General features: G+C 69.6%; 14 protein-coding genes. 9 read left to right on the forward strand and 5 right to left on the reverse strand.

The genetic code is table 11. From position 1 onward, the window contains the following. Positions 1-5 precede the first annotated feature (5 nt). The 9 genes from ACZ6TB_RS20970 (at position 6) to ACZ6TB_RS21010 (ending at position 8,718) form a co-directional block, all read left to right on the forward strand. Positions 6-260 (forward strand): HypC/HybG/HupF family hydrogenase formation chaperone, encoded by a 255-nt coding sequence (locus ACZ6TB_RS20970; RefSeq protein ID WP_465556209.1) that lies wholly within the window; start codon positions 6-8, stop codon positions 258-260. Next, positions 244-1,347 carry a hydrogenase formation protein HypD gene (gene hypD / locus ACZ6TB_RS20975; protein WP_465556210.1) on the forward strand — a complete coding sequence of 368 codons (1,104 nt, stop codon included), beginning with the start codon at positions 244-246 and terminating at the stop codon, positions 1,345-1,347. The genes ACZ6TB_RS20970 and hypD overlap by 17 nt, the downstream gene beginning before the upstream one ends. Positions 1,348-1,366: 19 nt before the next feature. Then, positions 1,367-2,413, forward strand: a complete 1,047-nt coding sequence (gene hypE / locus ACZ6TB_RS20980; RefSeq protein ID WP_465556211.1) for a hydrogenase expression/formation protein HypE — start codon at positions 1,367-1,369, stop codon at positions 2,411-2,413. Beyond that, entirely contained in the window at positions 2,413-3,264 is an 852-nt protein-coding gene (locus ACZ6TB_RS20985) for a DUF6390 family protein (RefSeq protein WP_465556212.1), read from the forward strand. Before hypE ends, ACZ6TB_RS20985 begins: the two co-directional genes overlap by 1 nt. Positions 3,265-3,274: 10 nt before the next feature. Further along, positions 3,275-3,829 (forward strand): isochorismatase family protein, encoded by a 555-nt coding sequence (locus ACZ6TB_RS20990; protein ID WP_465556213.1) that lies wholly within the window; start codon positions 3,275-3,277, stop codon positions 3,827-3,829. A gap of 32 nt (positions 3,830-3,861) precedes the next feature. Beyond that, complete coding sequence (locus ACZ6TB_RS20995) at positions 3,862-5,193, forward strand: CdiA C-terminal domain-containing protein (RefSeq protein WP_465556214.1); 1,332 nt, start codon at positions 3,862-3,864, stop codon at positions 5,191-5,193. Positions 5,194-5,208: 15 nt separating this feature from the next. Beyond that, positions 5,209-5,664, forward strand: a complete 456-nt coding sequence (locus ACZ6TB_RS21000) for a SitI3 family protein (protein WP_465556215.1) — start codon at positions 5,209-5,211, stop codon at positions 5,662-5,664. A 514-nt stretch (positions 5,665-6,178) separates the two neighbouring features. After that, positions 6,179-7,951, forward strand: a complete 1,773-nt coding sequence (locus tag ACZ6TB_RS21005; RefSeq protein ID WP_465556216.1) for an L-lactate permease — start codon at positions 6,179-6,181, stop codon at positions 7,949-7,951. Continuing rightward, positions 7,948-8,718 carry a hypothetical protein gene (locus ACZ6TB_RS21010; RefSeq protein WP_465556217.1) on the forward strand — a complete coding sequence of 257 codons (771 nt, stop codon included), beginning with the start codon at positions 7,948-7,950 and terminating at the stop codon, positions 8,716-8,718. Before ACZ6TB_RS21005 ends, ACZ6TB_RS21010 begins: the two co-directional genes overlap by 4 nt. On the opposite strand, the gene ACZ6TB_RS21015 is transcribed toward ACZ6TB_RS21010, so the two are convergent. From ACZ6TB_RS21015 to ACZ6TB_RS21035, 5 genes are read right to left on the reverse strand one after another with little or no spacing between them, the layout of a single operon-like run. Further along, entirely contained in the window at positions 8,687-11,620 is a 2,934-nt protein-coding gene (locus tag ACZ6TB_RS21015) for a beta-galactosidase (RefSeq protein WP_465556218.1), read from the reverse strand. The two genes, ACZ6TB_RS21010 and ACZ6TB_RS21015, sit on opposite strands and share 32 nt — an antisense overlap. Before the next feature lie 55 nt (positions 11,621-11,675). Further along, positions 11,676-13,571 carry a response regulator gene (locus tag ACZ6TB_RS21020; protein WP_465556219.1) on the reverse strand — a complete coding sequence of 632 codons (1,896 nt, stop codon included), beginning with the start codon at positions 13,569-13,571 and terminating at the stop codon, positions 11,676-11,678. Further along, on the reverse strand, positions 13,568-13,993 hold the full coding sequence (locus tag ACZ6TB_RS21025) for a response regulator (protein WP_465556220.1): 426 nt from the start codon (positions 13,991-13,993) through the stop codon (positions 13,568-13,570). Before ACZ6TB_RS21025 ends, ACZ6TB_RS21020 begins: the two co-directional genes overlap by 4 nt. After that, positions 13,990-15,111: a sensor histidine kinase gene (locus ACZ6TB_RS21030; RefSeq protein ID WP_465556221.1), complete on the reverse strand. Its 1,122-nt coding sequence runs from the start codon at positions 15,109-15,111 to the stop codon at positions 13,990-13,992. The genes ACZ6TB_RS21025 and ACZ6TB_RS21030 overlap by 4 nt, the downstream gene beginning before the upstream one ends. Before the next feature lie 13 nt (positions 15,112-15,124). Then, complete coding sequence (locus tag ACZ6TB_RS21035) at positions 15,125-16,411, reverse strand: hypothetical protein (RefSeq protein ID WP_465556222.1); 1,287 nt, start codon at positions 16,409-16,411, stop codon at positions 15,125-15,127. Between the last annotated feature and the right edge of the window lie 430 nt (positions 16,412-16,841).

The raw sequence follows: 16,841 nt of genomic DNA on the forward strand, positions 1-16,841 counted from the left end.
TTTCCATGTGTCTGGCAGTTCCCGGGCGCATCGTCAGCATCGCCGAGGCCGACGGCGTGCCGATGGCCGAGGTCGACTTCGGCGGCGTCCGCAAGAACGTTTGTCTGCAGTACGTGCCGGACGCGACGGCCGGTGAGTACGTGGTCGTGCACGTCGGCTTCGCCATCCAGCTCCTCGACGAGGAGTCGGCCCGGCAGACCCTTGTGAACTTCGAGAAGATGGGCATCCTCGAGGAGGAGTTCGGTGAAGTACCTCGATGAGTTCGGCAACCCGGACCTGGCTCGCCGGTTGGTCGACCAGATCCACGCCGTCACCACCCAACCCTGGGCGATGATGGAGGTCTGCGGCGGGCAGACTCACTCGATCATCCGGCACGGCATCGATCAGTTGCTGCCGGACGGGGTGGAGATGATCCACGGGCCGGGGTGCCCGGTCTGCGTGACGCCGCTCGAGATGATCGACAAGGCGCTCGCGATCGCGGCCCAGCCCGGCGTGATCTTCTGCTCGTTCGGCGACATGCTGCGCGTGCCGGGCAGCGGGCGCGACCTGTTCACGGTGAAGAGCGAGGGCGGGGACGTACGCGTCGTCTACTCGCCGCTCGACGCCCTGACCATCGCGCGGGAGAACCCGGACCGGCAGGTGGTGTTCTTCGGGATCGGCTTCGAGACCACCGCGCCGGCCAACGCGATGACCGTCTACCAGGCGAAACGGCTGGGCGTCCGGAACTTCTCGCTGCTCGTCTCGCACGTGCTCGTGCCCCCGGCGATCGCCGCGATCATGGAGTCGCCGCGCTGCCGGGTGCAGGCGTTTCTGGCCGCCGGGCACGTGTGCAGCGTGATGGGGACGCGCTCGTATCCGCCGCTCGCTTCTCGTTATCAAGTGCCCATCGTGGTGACGGGCTTCGAGCCGCTCGACATCCTCGAGGGCATCCGGCGGACGGTCGTGCAGCTCGAGGCGGGACGGCACGAGGTGGAGAACGCCTACCCGCGGGCGGTGCGGGACGACGGCAATCCGGCGGCGATGGAGATGCTGCGGGACGTCTTCGAGGTGACGGACCGGACGTGGCGCGGGATCGGCGAGATTCCGGGCAGCGGGTGGCGGCTGTCGGCGCGGTATCGGGACTTCGACGCCGAGCAGCGGTTCGCGGTCACCGACATCCACACGTCCGAGTCGCCACTGTGCCACTCCGGCGAGGTGCTCCAGGGCCTGCTGAAACCGCACGAGTGCCCGGCATTCGGCAAACAATGCACTCCGCGTACGCCGCTGGGCGCCACGATGGTGTCGTCGGAGGGCGCCTGCGCGGCCTACTACGCCTACCGTCGTCTCGACCTGGTGCGCGTTTCATGATCTATTCCGAGGGCTGGTCATGATCGACTTCGAGGGCTGGACCTGCCCGCTGCCGCTGCGGGACACGCCGCAGGTGGTGATGGGGCACGGCGGCGGCGGGGCGATGTCCGGCGAGTTGGTCGAGCATCTCTTTCTTCCCGCGTACGGGTCTCCGTCGTTCTCGCTCGGCGACAGCGCGGTGCTTCCCGTTCCCGGCGGGCGGATCGCGTTCTCGACCGACTCGTACGTGGTGAAGCCGATGTTCTTCCCGGGTGGCTCGATCGGGGACCTGGCCGTGAACGGGACGATCAACGACCTGGCCATGTCGGGGGCCACGCCGCTGTATCTGTCGATCGCCTTCATCCTCCAGGAGGGCGTGCCCATCGCCGAGGTCGGGAAGATCGCGACGGCGGTGGGCGCGGCGGCCCGGGCGGCGGGCGTGCAGGTCGTCACCGGCGACACGAAGGTGGTGGACAACCGGAGCGGGGACGGGGTCTTCCTGAACACGGCCGGCGTCGGGGTGGTGGCGTCGGGCGTGACGATCGGGCCGACGCGGGCCGCGGTGGGCGACACGGTGATCATCTCGGGGGACATCGGGGTGCACGGGGTGGCCGTGATGAGCGTGCGGGAGGGGCTCGAGTTCGACACGACCGTGGTCAGCGACACGGCGCCGCTGCACGGGCTGGTTTCGGCCATGTTGGCGACGGGGGCGGACGTGCACGTGCTTCGCGATCCCACGCGCGGTGGGGTGTCGGCGTCACTGAACGAGATCGCGCGTACGAGCAAGGTCGGTGTGTCCTTGGACGAGACGGCCTTGCCGATTCCGGCGTCGGTGAGTGACGCCTGCAGTTTGCTCGGGCTTGATCCGTTGCAGGTGGCGAATGAGGGGAAACTGCTCGCTTTCGTGCCCGCGGCGGAGACAACTTCGGTGCTCGACGCGATGCGGGCGCATCCGCTCGGGGCGGGGGCACGGGTGATCGGAAAATGCGTGGCGGAACATCCGGGAATGGTGGTGGCGCGGACGGCCCTGGGCGGGACCCGGGTGGTGAACATGCCGATCGGTGAGCAGCTTCCGCGGATCTGCTGATGTCGGACGCCGGGGCGTTGTTGTTTGCGCGGTACGCGTACCCGCCGAACGAATTGGGGTACTGCGGGCCGGCGGGGGCGTCCGATCTGCTGCGTTCCGACCTCGCCGCGGAGATCGCCGCTCGGGCGCCGGGGTTCGACGGGGCGTGGGCGTATTTGGAGTACCTCGCCGCTCGTGGGGGGCTCGCTGATCCGCTCGATCCGCTCGTGGTGGAGGCTTACTGGGTCGGGAATGCGCTGCTCGATCCGGCGGGTCGCGGCCGCGCCACCGCGCCCGACCACGCCACTGCGCCCGACCACGCCACCGCGCCCGACCACACCACTGCGCCCGACCACACCACTGCGCCCGACCACGCCACAGCGCCCGACCACGGCCGCATCCCGCCACCCGATTTTTCGGATTTATCGGGATTTCTTCGGGCGCGGTTTGCCGGGCAGCGCGGGGGGACCTGGGAGAACGCGGGGGCGCGGGCTCTTCCGCACCACAGCTTTCATGTGTTCGAGGTCTATCCGTGGGCGGCGATGCTGCGGCGGACCGGCAATCCGACGGCCGTCTCGGTGCTGGATCGGTGCCGGATACGTACGGGAAAAATCATCTCCGTCTCGGGTGAGCAGGCGACGGTGGTCTCCCGGCCGCTGGTTTGGGATGGGTCGGCGCTCGTCGCCGGGTCGCCGCGGCCGGAATCCGTCGCGTGGTCGGCCGAGGGGCGGTCGCTTCTGGCCGGCATCTCCCCCGGTGACCTGGTGTCGCTGCATTGGGATTGGGTGTGCGACGTGATCACCGAGGAACAGGCTTCCCGGATCGAGTCGCTGGAGTCGCGGGCGCTCCAAATTGTCGTACCCCCGGTCTAGCGTCTCCCCCATGACGACACTGGAGAACCGCCCCAAGTCCGCCCTTCTCGTGGTTGACGTGCAGCGTGACGTGGTGGCCCAGGCCCACGACCGCGACGCGATCCTCGCCAACATCGCCGAGCTGGTCGACAAGGCGCGCGCCGCCGACGTGCCCGTGGTCTGGGTGCAGCACAGCGATCAGCGCATGACGTTGCACAGTGAGGGCTGGCAGATCGTGCCCGAGCTGCCCCTCTCGGCCGGCGAGCCGGTGGTCCACAAGACCTACGGCGACAGCTTCGAGGCCACCGATCTCGAGTCCGTGCTCGCCGATCGCCAGGTCGGGCATCTCTATGTCGCCGGCGCGCAGTCCGACGCCTGCGTCCGGGCGACGATCCACGGGGCGTTCACCCGCGGCTACGACACGACGCTGGTCGCCGACGCGCACACCACGGAAGACCTGACGGCGTACGGCGCTCCCACCCCCGACAAGGTCATCGCCCACACGAACCTCTACTGGGAGTTCCAGTCGGCGCCCGGCCGCAACGCCGGCGTCGTCACCACCGCCGACGTGAATTTCAAAGCCTGAACCTGGCTGCCCTTCGCCGACGTGTGTGAGGCATGACCAGCCCCACCACGCTACTGGCACCGACCGTCGATGCGCCGGTCAGCACGTGGGCGGGTCTGTCCCTGGCCGAGGACGTTCAACAGGTCGCGTCCGGGGTCAGCAGCGGCAGCTGGATGGACTCCTCGATCGGCGGCGTGACCGCCGGGCTCGACGTGTTGTCCCTGGTCGTCGACCCGATCGGCACGCTCGTGCAGTACGGCGTGTCCTGGATGCTCGAGCACGTCAAGCCGCTGTCCGAGGCGCTCGACTGGCTGGCCGGCGACCCGGCCGCGATCGCCGCCCAGGCCCAGACGTGGCGCAACATAGCCGGGGCGCTGCGCACGCATTCCGACGACCTGATCCGAGCCGTCCACTGGGACACCACCGACTGGCAGGGCACGGCGGGTGACGCGTACCGCGAGTGGTCCACCAACCAGCACCATGCCGTGACGGCTTTGTCCACCGCCGCCGACGCGATGGCCTCAGCCACCGACCTGGCCGGAAGCCTCATAGCCGGCGTCCGCATGATGGTCCGCGAGGCCGTCGCCACGGTCGTGTCCCGCCTGGTCGACTACGCGTTGGAGGAACTCTTCAGCGTCGGCCTGGCCACCCCCGTGGTGGCCGCCCAGGTCACCGCCTTGTGCGCCACGTGGGGAAACCGCATTGCTCGCTGGTTGCGCAGTCTGCTCGACAGTTTGCGCCGATTGCGGGGGTTGACTGATCAGCTTTCTGAGGCTTTGGCCGCCATAACCAAGCTGTTCCGCCGCCTCGGCGGCGATGGCTTCGGCGAATGGGAGAGCCGCTACGCCCGGGCCGGGCGCCACCGTGGCGGGGGCCGCGGCGGCGGAGGCCGAGGCGGGGGTGGCGGCGGCCGAGGTGGGGGAAGTGGCGGAGGCGGAGGTGGCAGCGGCAAGTTCACCGTTCCGTCCGGAAAACCCGACCCGAACCGAACTCCTCGCGGTCGGCGCACTGGGGCGGAGTCTGGCAAGACGCTCGAGAAGCCCCTCGCGAGGGAGAACGAATCGGCCGACATCCTGGCGCAGCACGGCTATGACGTCGAGCAGAATCCTCCGCCGATCGTGTACGACAAGAAGCCGGATTACCGCATCGAGGGTAAGTACTTCGACTGTTACGCGCCCCGGACGGACAAGCTCACCACTATCCGCAAACACATCAACGCTAAGGTCAAGGAAAAGCAGGCAGACCGTATCGTCCTGAACCTCGACGACTGCCGTCGTTCAATGCTGGACATCAGACGTGCGCTGGAGCGCGAACCGGTCACAGGGCTCCGGGAGATCCTGGTCGTCCATCGCGGCGAAGTCATCCGCTTCTACCCATTCTCCTGAAGGCTGAGCCAACACATGGCCCTCGAGTACGTCTTCTACGGCGCCGCGGATCTGAGTGATGACGAGCTGCGATCGATGATCGCGATGGCGGTCGACGGTACGGTCTCCGAGCGGGGCAGCGTAACTCGTGACGGGCTGATCATCCGGACCTGGCGGGAAACTCCGGACGACGACTCCCCGGCACCCGTGCTGTTCGGTTTTCCTCATCGCGTCTCCGCCCTCTTTCGCTTCTCGAACCTGGAACGCGAATTGGAGCCCCACAACACGGCGCTGATGATCGGCAGTGTGCTGGCCATCCAGCAGCGCACGGGGGCCGACGGTGTGTTGCTCTTCAACGGCGAGGAGGCCGTCCTCCTGTGCCGGGGCGGGGAAGCGATCTTCGGTGCGGAGTGGGATTGGGAGGACCTTCCCGAGGCCGCCGCGCTCCAGCTCGGACATCGGGTCGAGGCTCTGCCCCAGCCGCTGCTCTGAACTTTCCGGCACGGAGGCCGAGGATGGACTGACGGCTACCTACGACGACTGGATGGACTCCTTCGACGCGTTTCTCGGAACGGCAGTGGCGCCTGCCCGGACTGTGGGCACGGATGCTTCGGTTGGTCTACACCGGTGATGTCGGTTACGGCCACTTCTGGTGGGCGTCGGCATCTGCCGGGCGATCAGCCCGGACGGCGCGGTCGTTCGGCACATGAGTCTGCCGAGCGGGGAGCGGCTTCCGGCTGGTGATTCCTAGCGGAACCCGCCCTGTGGACAACGAGCGGAAACTGTCAGACCCGGCTGCTTGAATCGGCCCCACCCAGAAGGGGCGGGGTGGTGCATGGGCCACGGGGCGAGGCGCCGCATGGACCGGCGGCTCGTAGCGCCCGCGATGGGCCCAGCGCTCGGCCAAGGGGCGCCGGATGGCGGCGTCGACTTCGCAGTCCATCCGGGCGAACTCGATCTGGTTGGGGCGAGGTCTTACCTGTGACGGCGGTCACGGGTATGTTCCATGGAAAGTGATCGATTCTTGGCGGTGACTGACGTGGATCAGTTCAGGATCGTGACCGACCCGGTTGCCAACTCGGTTGCCGTGTCCGCCATCTTTGCGGCGTTGCCGCTGCTCACGCTGTTTGTTTTGCTTGGCGCTCTGCGGATGCGGGCCTGGCTTGCCGGGGTTATCTCGCTTGTGGTGTCGCTGCTGGTGGCGATCATTGTGTACTCGATGCCGGTGGGGCAGGCGCTGCTTTCGGCCACCGAAGGGGCCACATTCGGATTTTTCCCGATTTTGTGGATTGTGATCAATGCTATCTGGGTCTACAACCTGACCGTCGTCAGCGGGCACTTTGATGTGCTGCGGCGGTCCATGGCGAGAGTCAGCCCGGACATGCGTATTCAGGCGATCATTGTGGCCTTCTGCTTCGGGGCGCTGCTCGAGGCGCTCGCGGGGTTTGGCACTCCGGTGGCGGTCACCGTGGTCATGCTGATGGCGCTGGGGTTCCCGCCGGTGCGGGCGGCTGCGGTGGCGCTCATCGCGAACACCGCGCCGGTTGCGTTCGGGGCCCTTGCCACGCCGATCGTGACGCTGGGGACGGTGACGTCGGGGGCCGGCGACGATCCGCGGCTCAACACGGACACGCTCGGGGCGATGGTCGGGCGGCAGACGCCGGTGCTCGCGGTGATCGTGCCGCTGATTCTGGTTGCGGTGATCGACGGGCGGCGCGGCATGCGGCAGACCTGGCCGGCCGCGATCGTCTCGGGCCTGGTCTTCGCGGTCGCGCAGTTCGCCGCCTCGAACTACGTCTCGGTGCCGCTCACCGACATCATCGCGTCGCTGCTGTCGGCGGCCTCCGTGGTCCTGCTGCTGCGGGTGTGGCAGCCGGCCGAGATTCCGCCACTACACGTCGAGTCCGAGGCCGAGGCCGCCGAGGTGGTCACGGTCCAAGCGACCGCGACCGGGGGCGGCACGGTCGAAAAAAGCAAACCGCCCGCGAAACCAAGCAGCGGCGACGCGTACGGGGAGAAGGTCGATCCACCCGCCGAGGTGGCGAAGGCCTACGCGCCGTACCTGATCATCATCGTCTTGTTCTCGATCACCAACATCGGCGCGATCAAGGCGGCGCTGGCCAAGGAGCCGTGGACGGTCATCTTCGGCTGGCCCGGCCTGCACGTGCTCGGCGCCAGCGGCAAGCCGGTCTCCTCGACCAACTTCACGCTCGGCTGGCTCCCGGCGGCGGGCACGCTGATGATCGTCGCGGGCATCATCACGGCGATCGTGCTGCGCATAAAACCGAGCAAGGCATTGCGGGCGTACGGCGAGACGTACGTGACCCTGCGACACGCCATCGTGACGGTCATGGCCGTGCTGGCGCTCGCCTACGTGATGAACCAGTCGGGGCAGACCAACACGCTGGGCGCGTTCCTGGCGATGGCCGGCGGCTTCTTCGTCTTCCTGTCGTCGATCCTCGGCTGGATCGGCGTCGCGGTGACCGGCTCGGACACGTCCTCGAACGCGCTCTTCGGCGCGCTTCAGGTGCAGACCGCGACCAAGGCCGGCCTCGACCCGGTGCTGCTGGCCGCCGCGAACTCGTCGGGCGGCGTGCTCGGCAAGATGATCAGCCCGCAGAACCTGGCGATCGCCGCCTCGGCGGTGGGCATGGCCGGCCGCGAGGGCGACATCTTCCGGCGGGTGGTCGGGTGGAGTCTGGTCCTGTTGCTGATCATGTGTGTGCTGGTGACGCTTCAGGGCACGCCGGTCCTCGATTGGATGGTGCCCGCTAAGTGAACGATCGGGTCCGCGCCCTGATGGCCCCGTACGTGACCACATGGCACAACGCCCGAACCGGCGTCGCGAACGCCAAGGACGAGCTCGGCGAGGCCGACCGCCGCCTCGCCGAGTCCGCCGACGGCACCGACTGGGTGGACCGGTCGTTCTTCGCCGTGTTCCGCAACGACGAAGACGGGCGCGCCGGCCGGTACCGGGAGGCGTCGCGAGCGCGGCGCCGGGCGATGGCCGGGGTGCGCAAGCGCGAGCAGCTGGAACGCCGCGCCGATCAGAACCTCGACAAGGAGCTGGAGCGGGCGCTGGGCCGATACGACCAGGGTTACCGGGCGCTGAAGAAGGCCATCCGCGCCTGCGACGACGCCTCGCGGCAAGGAAAGGCGATGATCCGGCACCTCGATGCGGCGCTTCAGCGCCCGAAGCCGGCGATGAAGCAGGACCCGATGCGGGAGCGGCGCTTCCAGGAGGCGATCACGCGGGCGCGGCGGGAGGCGCCGAAGCTGCGGCGGTCGATCGACACGGCCATCAACCAGGCCGACCTCGCGACCAAAGGGCGACCTTCCGATCCCGTACGGCTGGATCTGGCGCTCCTGAAGAACCTGCCGCAACCCGACGACGCCGAACGTCCACTGCGCACCCTGCGAAACCAGGTGACCGCCGCGACGACGACGGTCACCCAGCACCGAAGCGGGGCCGAGCACGCCCGGCGGGTGGCCCTCACCCGGGCCCGCAACGCCCTTACCAGGTCCGAGCCACCCCCAGCCGAGTGAGGCGCACCGATTCGATCCCGTCGGCGGGACCGCCGTCGCTGGTCACGGCCAGCGCCAGGGTGTTGCGGCCGTGCGGGTCGAGCACCCCGGTCGGCAGCGCGAACGTGTGCTGCGGCCCGACGCCGGCGATGTACTGGCCCATGTTCCAGCCGTTCACGAAGATCAGCACCCGGTAGTGGCCGCCCGACCGCGGCACCGACGGGTCGCCGATGGTCAGGCCCAGCGAGGCGTCGAGGTCGCGCGGGATCCGCAGGTCGAAGCTCGTGCGGTACCACGCGGTCCCGGCCACGGCCGACGCGTCCGGCACGCTCCGGGTCGTCCACGAGCGATCGTGGAAGCCGGGCCGATACCAGCCCGCGCGCTCGCCGAACAGGCCGCCGTTGTTGAGCGGCCCGCGCACCGGATCGACGCCGGCCGTGCCCTGGACCCGCCACGCGACGGCCGGCACCACGCCGTCGAACGTGACGCCGATCAGGCCGCGGCCCTCCTTGTGGGCGTCGTTGACCCCGCCGTCCTCGTTGTGTGAGTTGTTGCGCACCATCACCGACAGCACGTGCGAGCCGTCCGGTGACGCCCCGGGCGGGATCGTGAACGTCGCCGTGGCCCGGGTCGGCGGCGCGGCCAGCCCGCTCGGGATCACGTTCTGTCCCAGGTAGACGCCGTCCATCCAGGCCTGTAGGAGTCCGGCGCCACCGCCGCCGTAGTCGAGGCTCACCGAGGCGGGCGCGGCGCCGTCGAAGCGCCCGCGGTACCAGACGTCGCCGTGGTGGAAGCCGTAGTCGTCGGCGGTCAGCACCACCTGCCCGGCGGGCGGCTTGGTGGTGCTGTTGGTGGCGGTCAGGTCGGCGGCCCGCCAGCCGGCGTCGTCGAAGCCGGGCGCCGCCTCCGGCGACTCCGCGGCATATTTCCAGGTCTGGGCGGTCAGGTCGGGCAGGGTGATCGGTTGCGGTCCATCCAGCTCCCGTACGGCGAGAAGGCTGCCCCCGGCCCGGTGAGCAATCACGACGGTTCGGCCGTTCCACGTCACCGAGCGGGTCGACGGGGGCGCCCACACCTCGAGCGGCGCCGGGGCGGTGGTGTCGCCGGTCAGGTCGAGCCGGGCGCCGCGGGTTCGGGCGGTGCGGGCCAGTTGCGGGCCACGCACGATCACGTCACCCACCCGCCAGAACGTCTTCGCCGTCGACTCGTCGGCCACGAGCAGCGTCAATGCGGGACGCCCGGGTGCGGTGATGCGTACGCGCAAAAGTCCTTGATGAGAGTAGGTGAGCCGCAGATCGCCGGACACCGGGTCGTAGGCGGCCTCGGCCGCCCCTTCCAGCACCTTGACCGTGGGCGCGGCCGGGTAGCGCAGGACGGTCTCGCCCGCCTCGCCGTCGCGGCCGTGCAGCAGCGCCACGCCGTTCACGTGCGTCTCGATCTCCGAGGTCGAGTAGACGAGGTGGTTGCCCTCGAGGTCGTAGTGCGCCACCAGCGTCTTGGCGTCCTGCCCGTTGAGCCGCAACGGCACGGTGTACGACCCGTCGGCCGTGTCGATGGGGAACGTGAAGCTGTCGTCGGTGGTGGCGTTGGTCGGGTTGTGCACCGCGAAGTAGAAGTTCGTGCCCGTCTCCGCGTTGACCGTGTGCTGGATCTTCACCGTCGGCGTCGAGGTCGCGACGTCGCTGCCCTTGTCCACCTTGGTCAGCGGCTTCACGCTCTGCACGAAGTAGCCCAGCTCCTTGAGCGCCTCGGCCTTGGGGCGCAGCTGCCGGCCCTCGTCGATCGCCGCGCCGTAGTCGTAGGAGCTGTAGACCACCGGCGCCGGCAGCCAGCCCCACGAGGTGCCGCCGGAGACCATGTAGAAGTTCTGCACGGTGAGCCGGTTGGCGATGTTGGTGCCGTAGAAGACCCGCTCGTAGCCGTTGCCCTGGCGAACCGCGGTGCAGGGGTACGTGCCGACGCTGCCCCAGTAGTCGAACCAGCCCCCGCCGAACTCGGCCGTGAAGCCCGGCGTCGTGTCCGAAGCGCTGGCGCCGCCCTTCGCGCCGCCGACCCCTTGGATGCCCCAGTCCGGCGCGGTGTTGGGCGAGCCGACCGTGCCGTCGGTGTGGCAGGTGCCGCCCGGGTAGCCGTCGAACGCGTACATGTCGACCGGTCCCTTTATCGTGCCGGGCACCGTCGACGAGGCCGGCACCCAGTACCCGTTGCGGCCCTTGTCGTTGTGGAAGATCGGGACCGTGATCCCGTCGGTGCGGGCCTTGTCGTACAGGTGCCGCATGTAGTTGCTCTGGGCGGCGCCGGTCGAGGCCAGCTCGTTCTCGATCTGATAGAGGATCACCGAGCCGGTGCCGTTGCTCAGCTGATGCCGCGCGATGATCGCGTCGATCGCGGTCTGCCACTCGTCGGTGGCGGCCAGGTAGTCGGGGGCGTCGCTGCGGGCGCGCCCGGCCTGGGTGCTCAGCCAGGCCGGAAAGCCGCCGCCATCGGTCTCGGCATTGATGTACGGCCCCGGCCGCGCGATGACATAGAGCCCCACCTGGTCGGCGATCGTCAGAAGCCGGTCCATGTCGCGGACGCCGGTGAAGTCGTAAACGCCCGGGGAGGGCGAGTGGTATCCCCAGTCGAAGTAGAAGGAGACGGCGTTGAAGCCGATCGCCTTCATCTTCTGCAGGACGTCGCGCCACAGTTCGGGGCTGGGCAGCCGGAAGGGGTGCATCTCCCCGGACCAGATGAAGGTCCGCTCGCCGTCGATGACCATCGAGTACTGGTCGTAGGAGATGGTGTGCGTTCTCGCCGGTGCGGCCGTCGCGGGCGTCGCGGCCGTCGCGGGCGTCGCGGCATTCGCCGGTGTTGCCGTAGCCGCGCCGAGCCCGAGAACCAGAACCGACGCCGCGAGGAAAGCCCTTACCTTGTCGAAGCGCATCGACACATCGTCGCCCGCTCATTCGCCGACGTCAATATCGACAGCCCGCCGGCGCTCACCCCGGCGGCCGGCGCCGCTCCAGCAACTGGTGCATCGCGTTCAGCAGCTGGTCGTTCTGGAACGGCTTGTGCAGCAACGGCGCGTCCGCCGGCAACTCCTGGCCACCCGGCGCCGGGCCGCTCGTGTAGCCCGACATGAACAGCACCGGCAGCTCCGGGCGGCTGCGGCGCAACTCGGCCGCCAGCTGGGTGCCCGACATGCCGGGCATGATGACGTCGCTGAGCAGGGCGTCCACCTGCAAGTCTCGCTCCAGGCAGAGCTTCAGCGCCTCCTGCGGGTCGCCCGCGGAGTGGACCTCGTAGCCCGCCTTCACCAGGATGCGGCAGACGATGTCGCGGACGCCGTCCTCGTCCTCGACGACCAGGATGCGCCGGCCCGCGCCGTCGGCCGCCGCCGCGTAGTCGGACGGCACGGGCGCCGCCGGGGTCTCGGAGCTGACCGGGAGGCGTACCTGGACGGTGGTGCCCTGGCCGGGCTGCGAGTCCAGGGTGATCGTGCCGCCCACGTCGGTCACCACGCCGTACGCGGTGGCCAGCCCCAGCCCGGTCCCCTTGCCCCGGCCCTTGGTCGTGAAGAACGGCTCGAACGCGCGCGCCGCCACCTCGGGGGGCATGCCGACGCCGGTGTCGGTGATGCTCAGGCTCACGAAACGGCCGCCGGACTCGACGCCGGTCGAGATCGTGAGGCGGCCGCCGGAGGGCATCGCGGCGCGCGAGTTCATCACCGCGTTCATCAGCACCTGTTCGAGCTTGCTGCGGTCCATCAGGATGGCCGGCAGGTCGGACGCCAGCATCGTGCTCAGCTCGATGTCCTCGCCGAGCGTGCGGGCCAGCAGGCGCTGCATGTCGGCCGCCACCGTGTTGAGGTCGAGCGTCTCGGGCCGGGACGGCTCCAGGCGGCTGAAGATCAGCAGTTGCCGGGTGAGGCCGCTGCCCCGGGCGGCCGCCTGCTCGATCGCCTGCACGTCGGGGCGGCACGGGTGGTCGGTCAGCTCGTCGGCGAGGATGTCGGCGTACCCGGAGATCACCGCCAGGATGTTGTTGAAGTCGTGGGCGATGCCGCCGGCGAGCTGACCCAGCGAGTCGAGCCGCTCGGCCTGGCGCAGCTGCTGTTCGAGCCGGGTGCGCTCGGTGATGTCGCGGAGGATGCCCTCGACGGCGACGACCCGGCCGGACCCATCGGCGACCGAGCTGGCCCGCTGCTCGACCCACGCGGCGCGGCCGGCCGCGTGCCGGACGTGAATGGTGAGCGTGCCCGGTTCGGCCGAACGCCAGGACGCGTGGAGGGTGGCACGGTCCTCGGCATCCACCGTTTGGAAGATCAGCTCGGGATCGGCATAGAAGCGCTCGGGCGGAAAGCCGGTGATCTCCTCGATCGCGGGACTGAGGTACTCCATGGCCGGTACGGGGTGCAGCCGGTAGCGGAAGATGACGTCCTGGGCGTGCTCGGCGATGAGCCGGAAGCGTTCCTCGCTCTCCCGCAGCGCCGCCTCGGCCCGGCGCCGCTGCCGCCGCTCGGCCGCCTCGTGCAGCTCGCGCTGGACGGCCGGAGCGAGCCGGGCCAGCCGATCCTTGAGCACGAAGTCGCGCACCCCGGCCCGCATCATGGCGGCCGCCGCCTCCTCCCCCACCTGGCCGCTGACCAGCACGAACGGGATGTCGGCGTCGTGCTCGCGAACCTGTTCGAGAGCCTCCTCGGCGCGGAACACCGGCATGTTGTAGTCGCAGATCACCACGTCGGGCGAGCGCTCGGCGAGGGCGGCCGCCACGCCGTCGGGGGTGTCGGCTCGACGGTGGACGACGCCGAGGCCGGCCTTGGTCAGCTGCCGCACGATCAGCACGGCGTCGTCGTCGCTGTCGTCGATGATGAGGACGTGCACGTCGGCGCTCACGGCAGCGGCGCCGGTTCGTTGACGAGGAGCCAGTACACGCCGAGGGCGTTGACGGCGGCGACGAACTCGTCGAAGACCACCGGCTTGCGTACGAAACTGTTCGCCCCGAGCTCGTAGCTGGTCGCGATGTCCCGGTCCTCGTTCGACGTGGTCAGCACGACGACCGGCAGCCGCCGGGTGCGTTCGTCGTCGCGCAGCCGGCGCAGCACCTCGAGCCCGTCGATCTTCGGCAGCTTGATGTCGAGCAGGATCAGCGCCGGCCGCAGCGGCTCGCCGGTCTCCGGGAGCAGGCGGTTCAGGGCCTGCTCGCCGTCGGTGGCGATCACCACCTCGTTCCGGATGCGGTTCTTGGTGAAGGCCCGGACGGTCAGCACCGCGTCGTCCGGGTTGTCCTCGACCAGCAGGATCGGGCCCTCGGTCATCGGATCTCCCAGTCCGCCGGCGCGGGCGTGAGGCTGAACCGGAACGCGGCGCCCTCGCCCACCGCGCCCTCGGCCACGATGCGGCCGCCGTGCCGGGTGACGATGCGGTGCACGATGGCCAGGCCGATCCCGGTGCCCTCGAACTCGCCGGCCGAGTGCAGCCGCTGGAACGGGTCGAAGATCTTGTCCGCGTACTTCATGTCGAAGCCGGCGCCGTTGTCGCGGACCTCGAAGACGTCGATCCCGTCCTGACAGCGCACGCTCACCGTGATCGCCGGGCCGGACGTGCGGGACGTGAACTTGCGCGCGTTGCCCATCAGGTTCTGCAGCACGAGCCGGATCAGGTGCGGATCACCCTGCGCCACCATGTCGTCGGCGATGTCCCACCGGGCCTCGTCCAGCTCGCCGGCGATCTCCCGGGCCAGAGCGCTGACGTCCGTACGCGACCGGCGCAGTTGTGATCTGGTGGCCCGGGACAGGTGCAGCAGGTCGTCGATCATCTGCGCCATCCGCCCCACGTTGGCCTGGATCCGCCGCAGGTAGCCCTGCGCCTCCTCGGCCAGCTCGTCGGCGTAGTCCTCGAGCAGCACCTGGCTGAAGCCCTCGAGCGACCGCAGCGGCGCCCGCAGATCATGCGAGACCGAGTAGGCGAACGAGTCGAGCTCCCGGTTGGCCGCCTCCAGCTCGGCGGTCCGTTGGCGTACGCGCAGCTCGAGCTCGTCGTTGAGCCGGCGGACCTCCTCCTCGGCGCGCTTGCGCTCGGTGATGTCGGTGGAGATGCCGCAGATGGCGTACGCCCGGCCGGCCGCATCGTGCAGGGGAAACTTCACGGTGACGTACGTGTGGAGCCCGTCCTCGGCCGGCGCCTGCTCCTCCATCTGGAGCGGCACCCCGCGCGCGATGGCGGCCAAGTCGTTGGCCCGGAACTCGTCGGCGATCGGCCCCGGGAACAGGTCGTGGTCGGTGAGCCCGACGATGTCCTCGCGGCGCAGGTGGAACAGCCGCTCGTACTCCCGGTTGACCAGGAGGTAGTGCCCGTCGGCGTCGCGCATGTAGATGACCGCCGAGGTGTGGTCGATCAGGGCCATGAGCTGCTCATGGCCGACCTTCACCCCCACGCCGCCCACCACGTCACCCCACCAGCGCGACCGAGACCGATGCGGCCGACGGTACCTCCGCCGCACGTACCTTTTCCGCCGTTTCGCCGGTTAGGGCGGTGCGAAGCGGCGCGAGCGGGTGTTCCTGGCGGGCCCGGGTCAGCCGTTCCAGGAACATCTCGTTCATTCCGGTGGTGCCACGGCGGTTGGAAACCAGCGGCTTGTCGCCCTGCCCGGCCTGGTCACGCCGGCGCTGGGGCTTGAACAGGAACTTCTTGCTCAGCATCAGGTGCGCCCCGGCGGCCCGGGCGTGCGCGGTGAGCAGCCGGTACCAGTCGACGAGCGCTGGGTAGGCGCCGACCAGGCCGCGCAGCTCGGCCGGCGACTCCGCGGTCAGCCGGCCCGGGCCGAGGTCGAGCTGGTCGAGCAGCCGCTGCGGCAGCGTCGGGCGGGCCATCAGGTCCTCGAGGGCGGCGCGTTCCACGTCGAGCAGAGCCGGGAAGAGACGGCGCACGTGCTGGTCGTACCCGGGAATGGCGATGCCGAGCAGGAAGTCGCGCTTGAGCGCCTCCGGGTCGAGCGCGCCGCTGGGCGGGATGTCGCCGCGCGTCCAATGCACCGCGAACTGCCGGAACACGTCCAGGAAGTGCTCGGCCGGCATGCTCTCGTCCGGCGGCAGAGCGGCAAAATCGAGAAAGAGGCGGCGCATGGCGAGAATCAGGCCGGTTGCCAGCCGTACGCGCTCGATCGCCTCGCCTGAGATCAGGCACGCGTCTTCGCCGTTCAGCGGCCCGAGCACGTCGTTGACCGCAAGCTCGACCGCCTCGGCCTGCTTGACCAGCAGAAAGAAGCGCTCCTCGCCCGGGGTCCCGGTGTAGCTGCGGATGTGCCCGTCGTCGAACGCGCCCGGCAGAACGGCCATCAGCTCGGCGCCGCGACGAACCTCGAGGGTGCCGACGTTCCACCGCACCAGGGAGGCGTAACTGTCCCGCCCGTAGTGCCCGACGCCGGTGCGCCCCGCCAGCGCCGAGAAGTACTCGCGAAACGGATGCCCGCCCACGGCCAGATCATCGAACGCGCGCTCCGGACTCTGCTTGCCGCCCGGATTCCACTCCTGATAGTGCCGGGCCACCGAGGCCCCCACGAACCCAAGCCGGACAACAAGCCGGCGCGCCTCGTCGGCGGCCAGCCGGTCGATCGCCGGAAGGTGCGGAAACAGCAGCTCACGGGCCTGCTCGGCCAACGCGCTGGGCGGAACCTCGCCGCGCAGGATGGCACGGTTGAGCCGGGGCAGTTCCGTGTCGACCCAGTCGCCCACCATGGCTGCCTCTTCGACCAGGTGGTCGGTTTTCTTAGTCCGCGGTGGGGCGTCCGGGCGAGTTCGCCGAACAACGGCCGAGATGTCGCGTCGCTGTTTTGAGGGGGTGGCGCCGGCCGAACGCGTTGCGCGAGTTGCTGGTGGGGCGGGCGGTTGTCGCCCTGCGCCGCGCCGTCCTGCCCCGCCCCGCGCCGCCCTGCCCCGCGCCGCCCTGCCCCACGCCGTCCCGCCTACTCCACCCCACCCCGTGATGGGTGGGGCGAGATTACGGGCTGGCTATGACATTTTCGGGCTCGTGTCCACAGGTGACGCGAGACGCCGACGATGCCCGCGACACGAGACGCCGACCGCATGTCGCACCAGATCGTGAACCCCGCGGTCTGGACGATGCCCGTGACGCGACGCGCCGGCGATGCCCGGCACCGGCGATTCC

The sequence above is a fragment of the Actinoplanes sp. NPDC051537 genome, from assembly GCF_055586105.1.

What these genes read in the sequence shown, in the direction of transcription:
- ACZ6TB_RS21015 (WP_465556218.1), bottom strand. Translation starts at nt 11,620, where the DNA reads ATGCGCTTCGACAAGGTAAGGGCTTTCCTCGCGGCGTCGGTTCTGGTT.
- ACZ6TB_RS20970 (WP_465556209.1), top strand. Translation starts at nt 6, where the DNA reads ATGTGTCTGGCAGTTCCCGGGCGCATCGTCAGCATCGCCGAGGCCGAC.
- ACZ6TB_RS20990 (WP_465556213.1), top strand. Translation starts at nt 3,275, where the DNA reads ATGACGACACTGGAGAACCGCCCCAAGTCCGCCCTTCTCGTGGTTGAC.
- ACZ6TB_RS21005 (WP_465556216.1), top strand. Translation starts at nt 6,179, where the DNA reads ATGGAAAGTGATCGATTCTTGGCGGTGACTGACGTGGATCAGTTCAGG.
- ACZ6TB_RS21025 (WP_465556220.1), bottom strand. Translation starts at nt 13,993, where the DNA reads ATGACCGAGGGCCCGATCCTGCTGGTCGAGGACAACCCGGACGACGCG.
- ACZ6TB_RS21035 (WP_465556222.1), bottom strand. Translation starts at nt 16,411, where the DNA reads ATGGTGGGCGACTGGGTCGACACGGAACTGCCCCGGCTCAACCGTGCC.
- ACZ6TB_RS20985 (WP_465556212.1), top strand. Translation starts at nt 2,413, where the DNA reads ATGTCGGACGCCGGGGCGTTGTTGTTTGCGCGGTACGCGTACCCGCCG.
- ACZ6TB_RS21000 (WP_465556215.1), top strand. Translation starts at nt 5,209, where the DNA reads ATGGCCCTCGAGTACGTCTTCTACGGCGCCGCGGATCTGAGTGATGAC.
- hypE (WP_465556211.1), top strand. Translation starts at nt 1,367, where the DNA reads ATGATCGACTTCGAGGGCTGGACCTGCCCGCTGCCGCTGCGGGACACG.
- ACZ6TB_RS20995 (WP_465556214.1), top strand. Translation starts at nt 3,862, where the DNA reads ATGACCAGCCCCACCACGCTACTGGCACCGACCGTCGATGCGCCGGTC.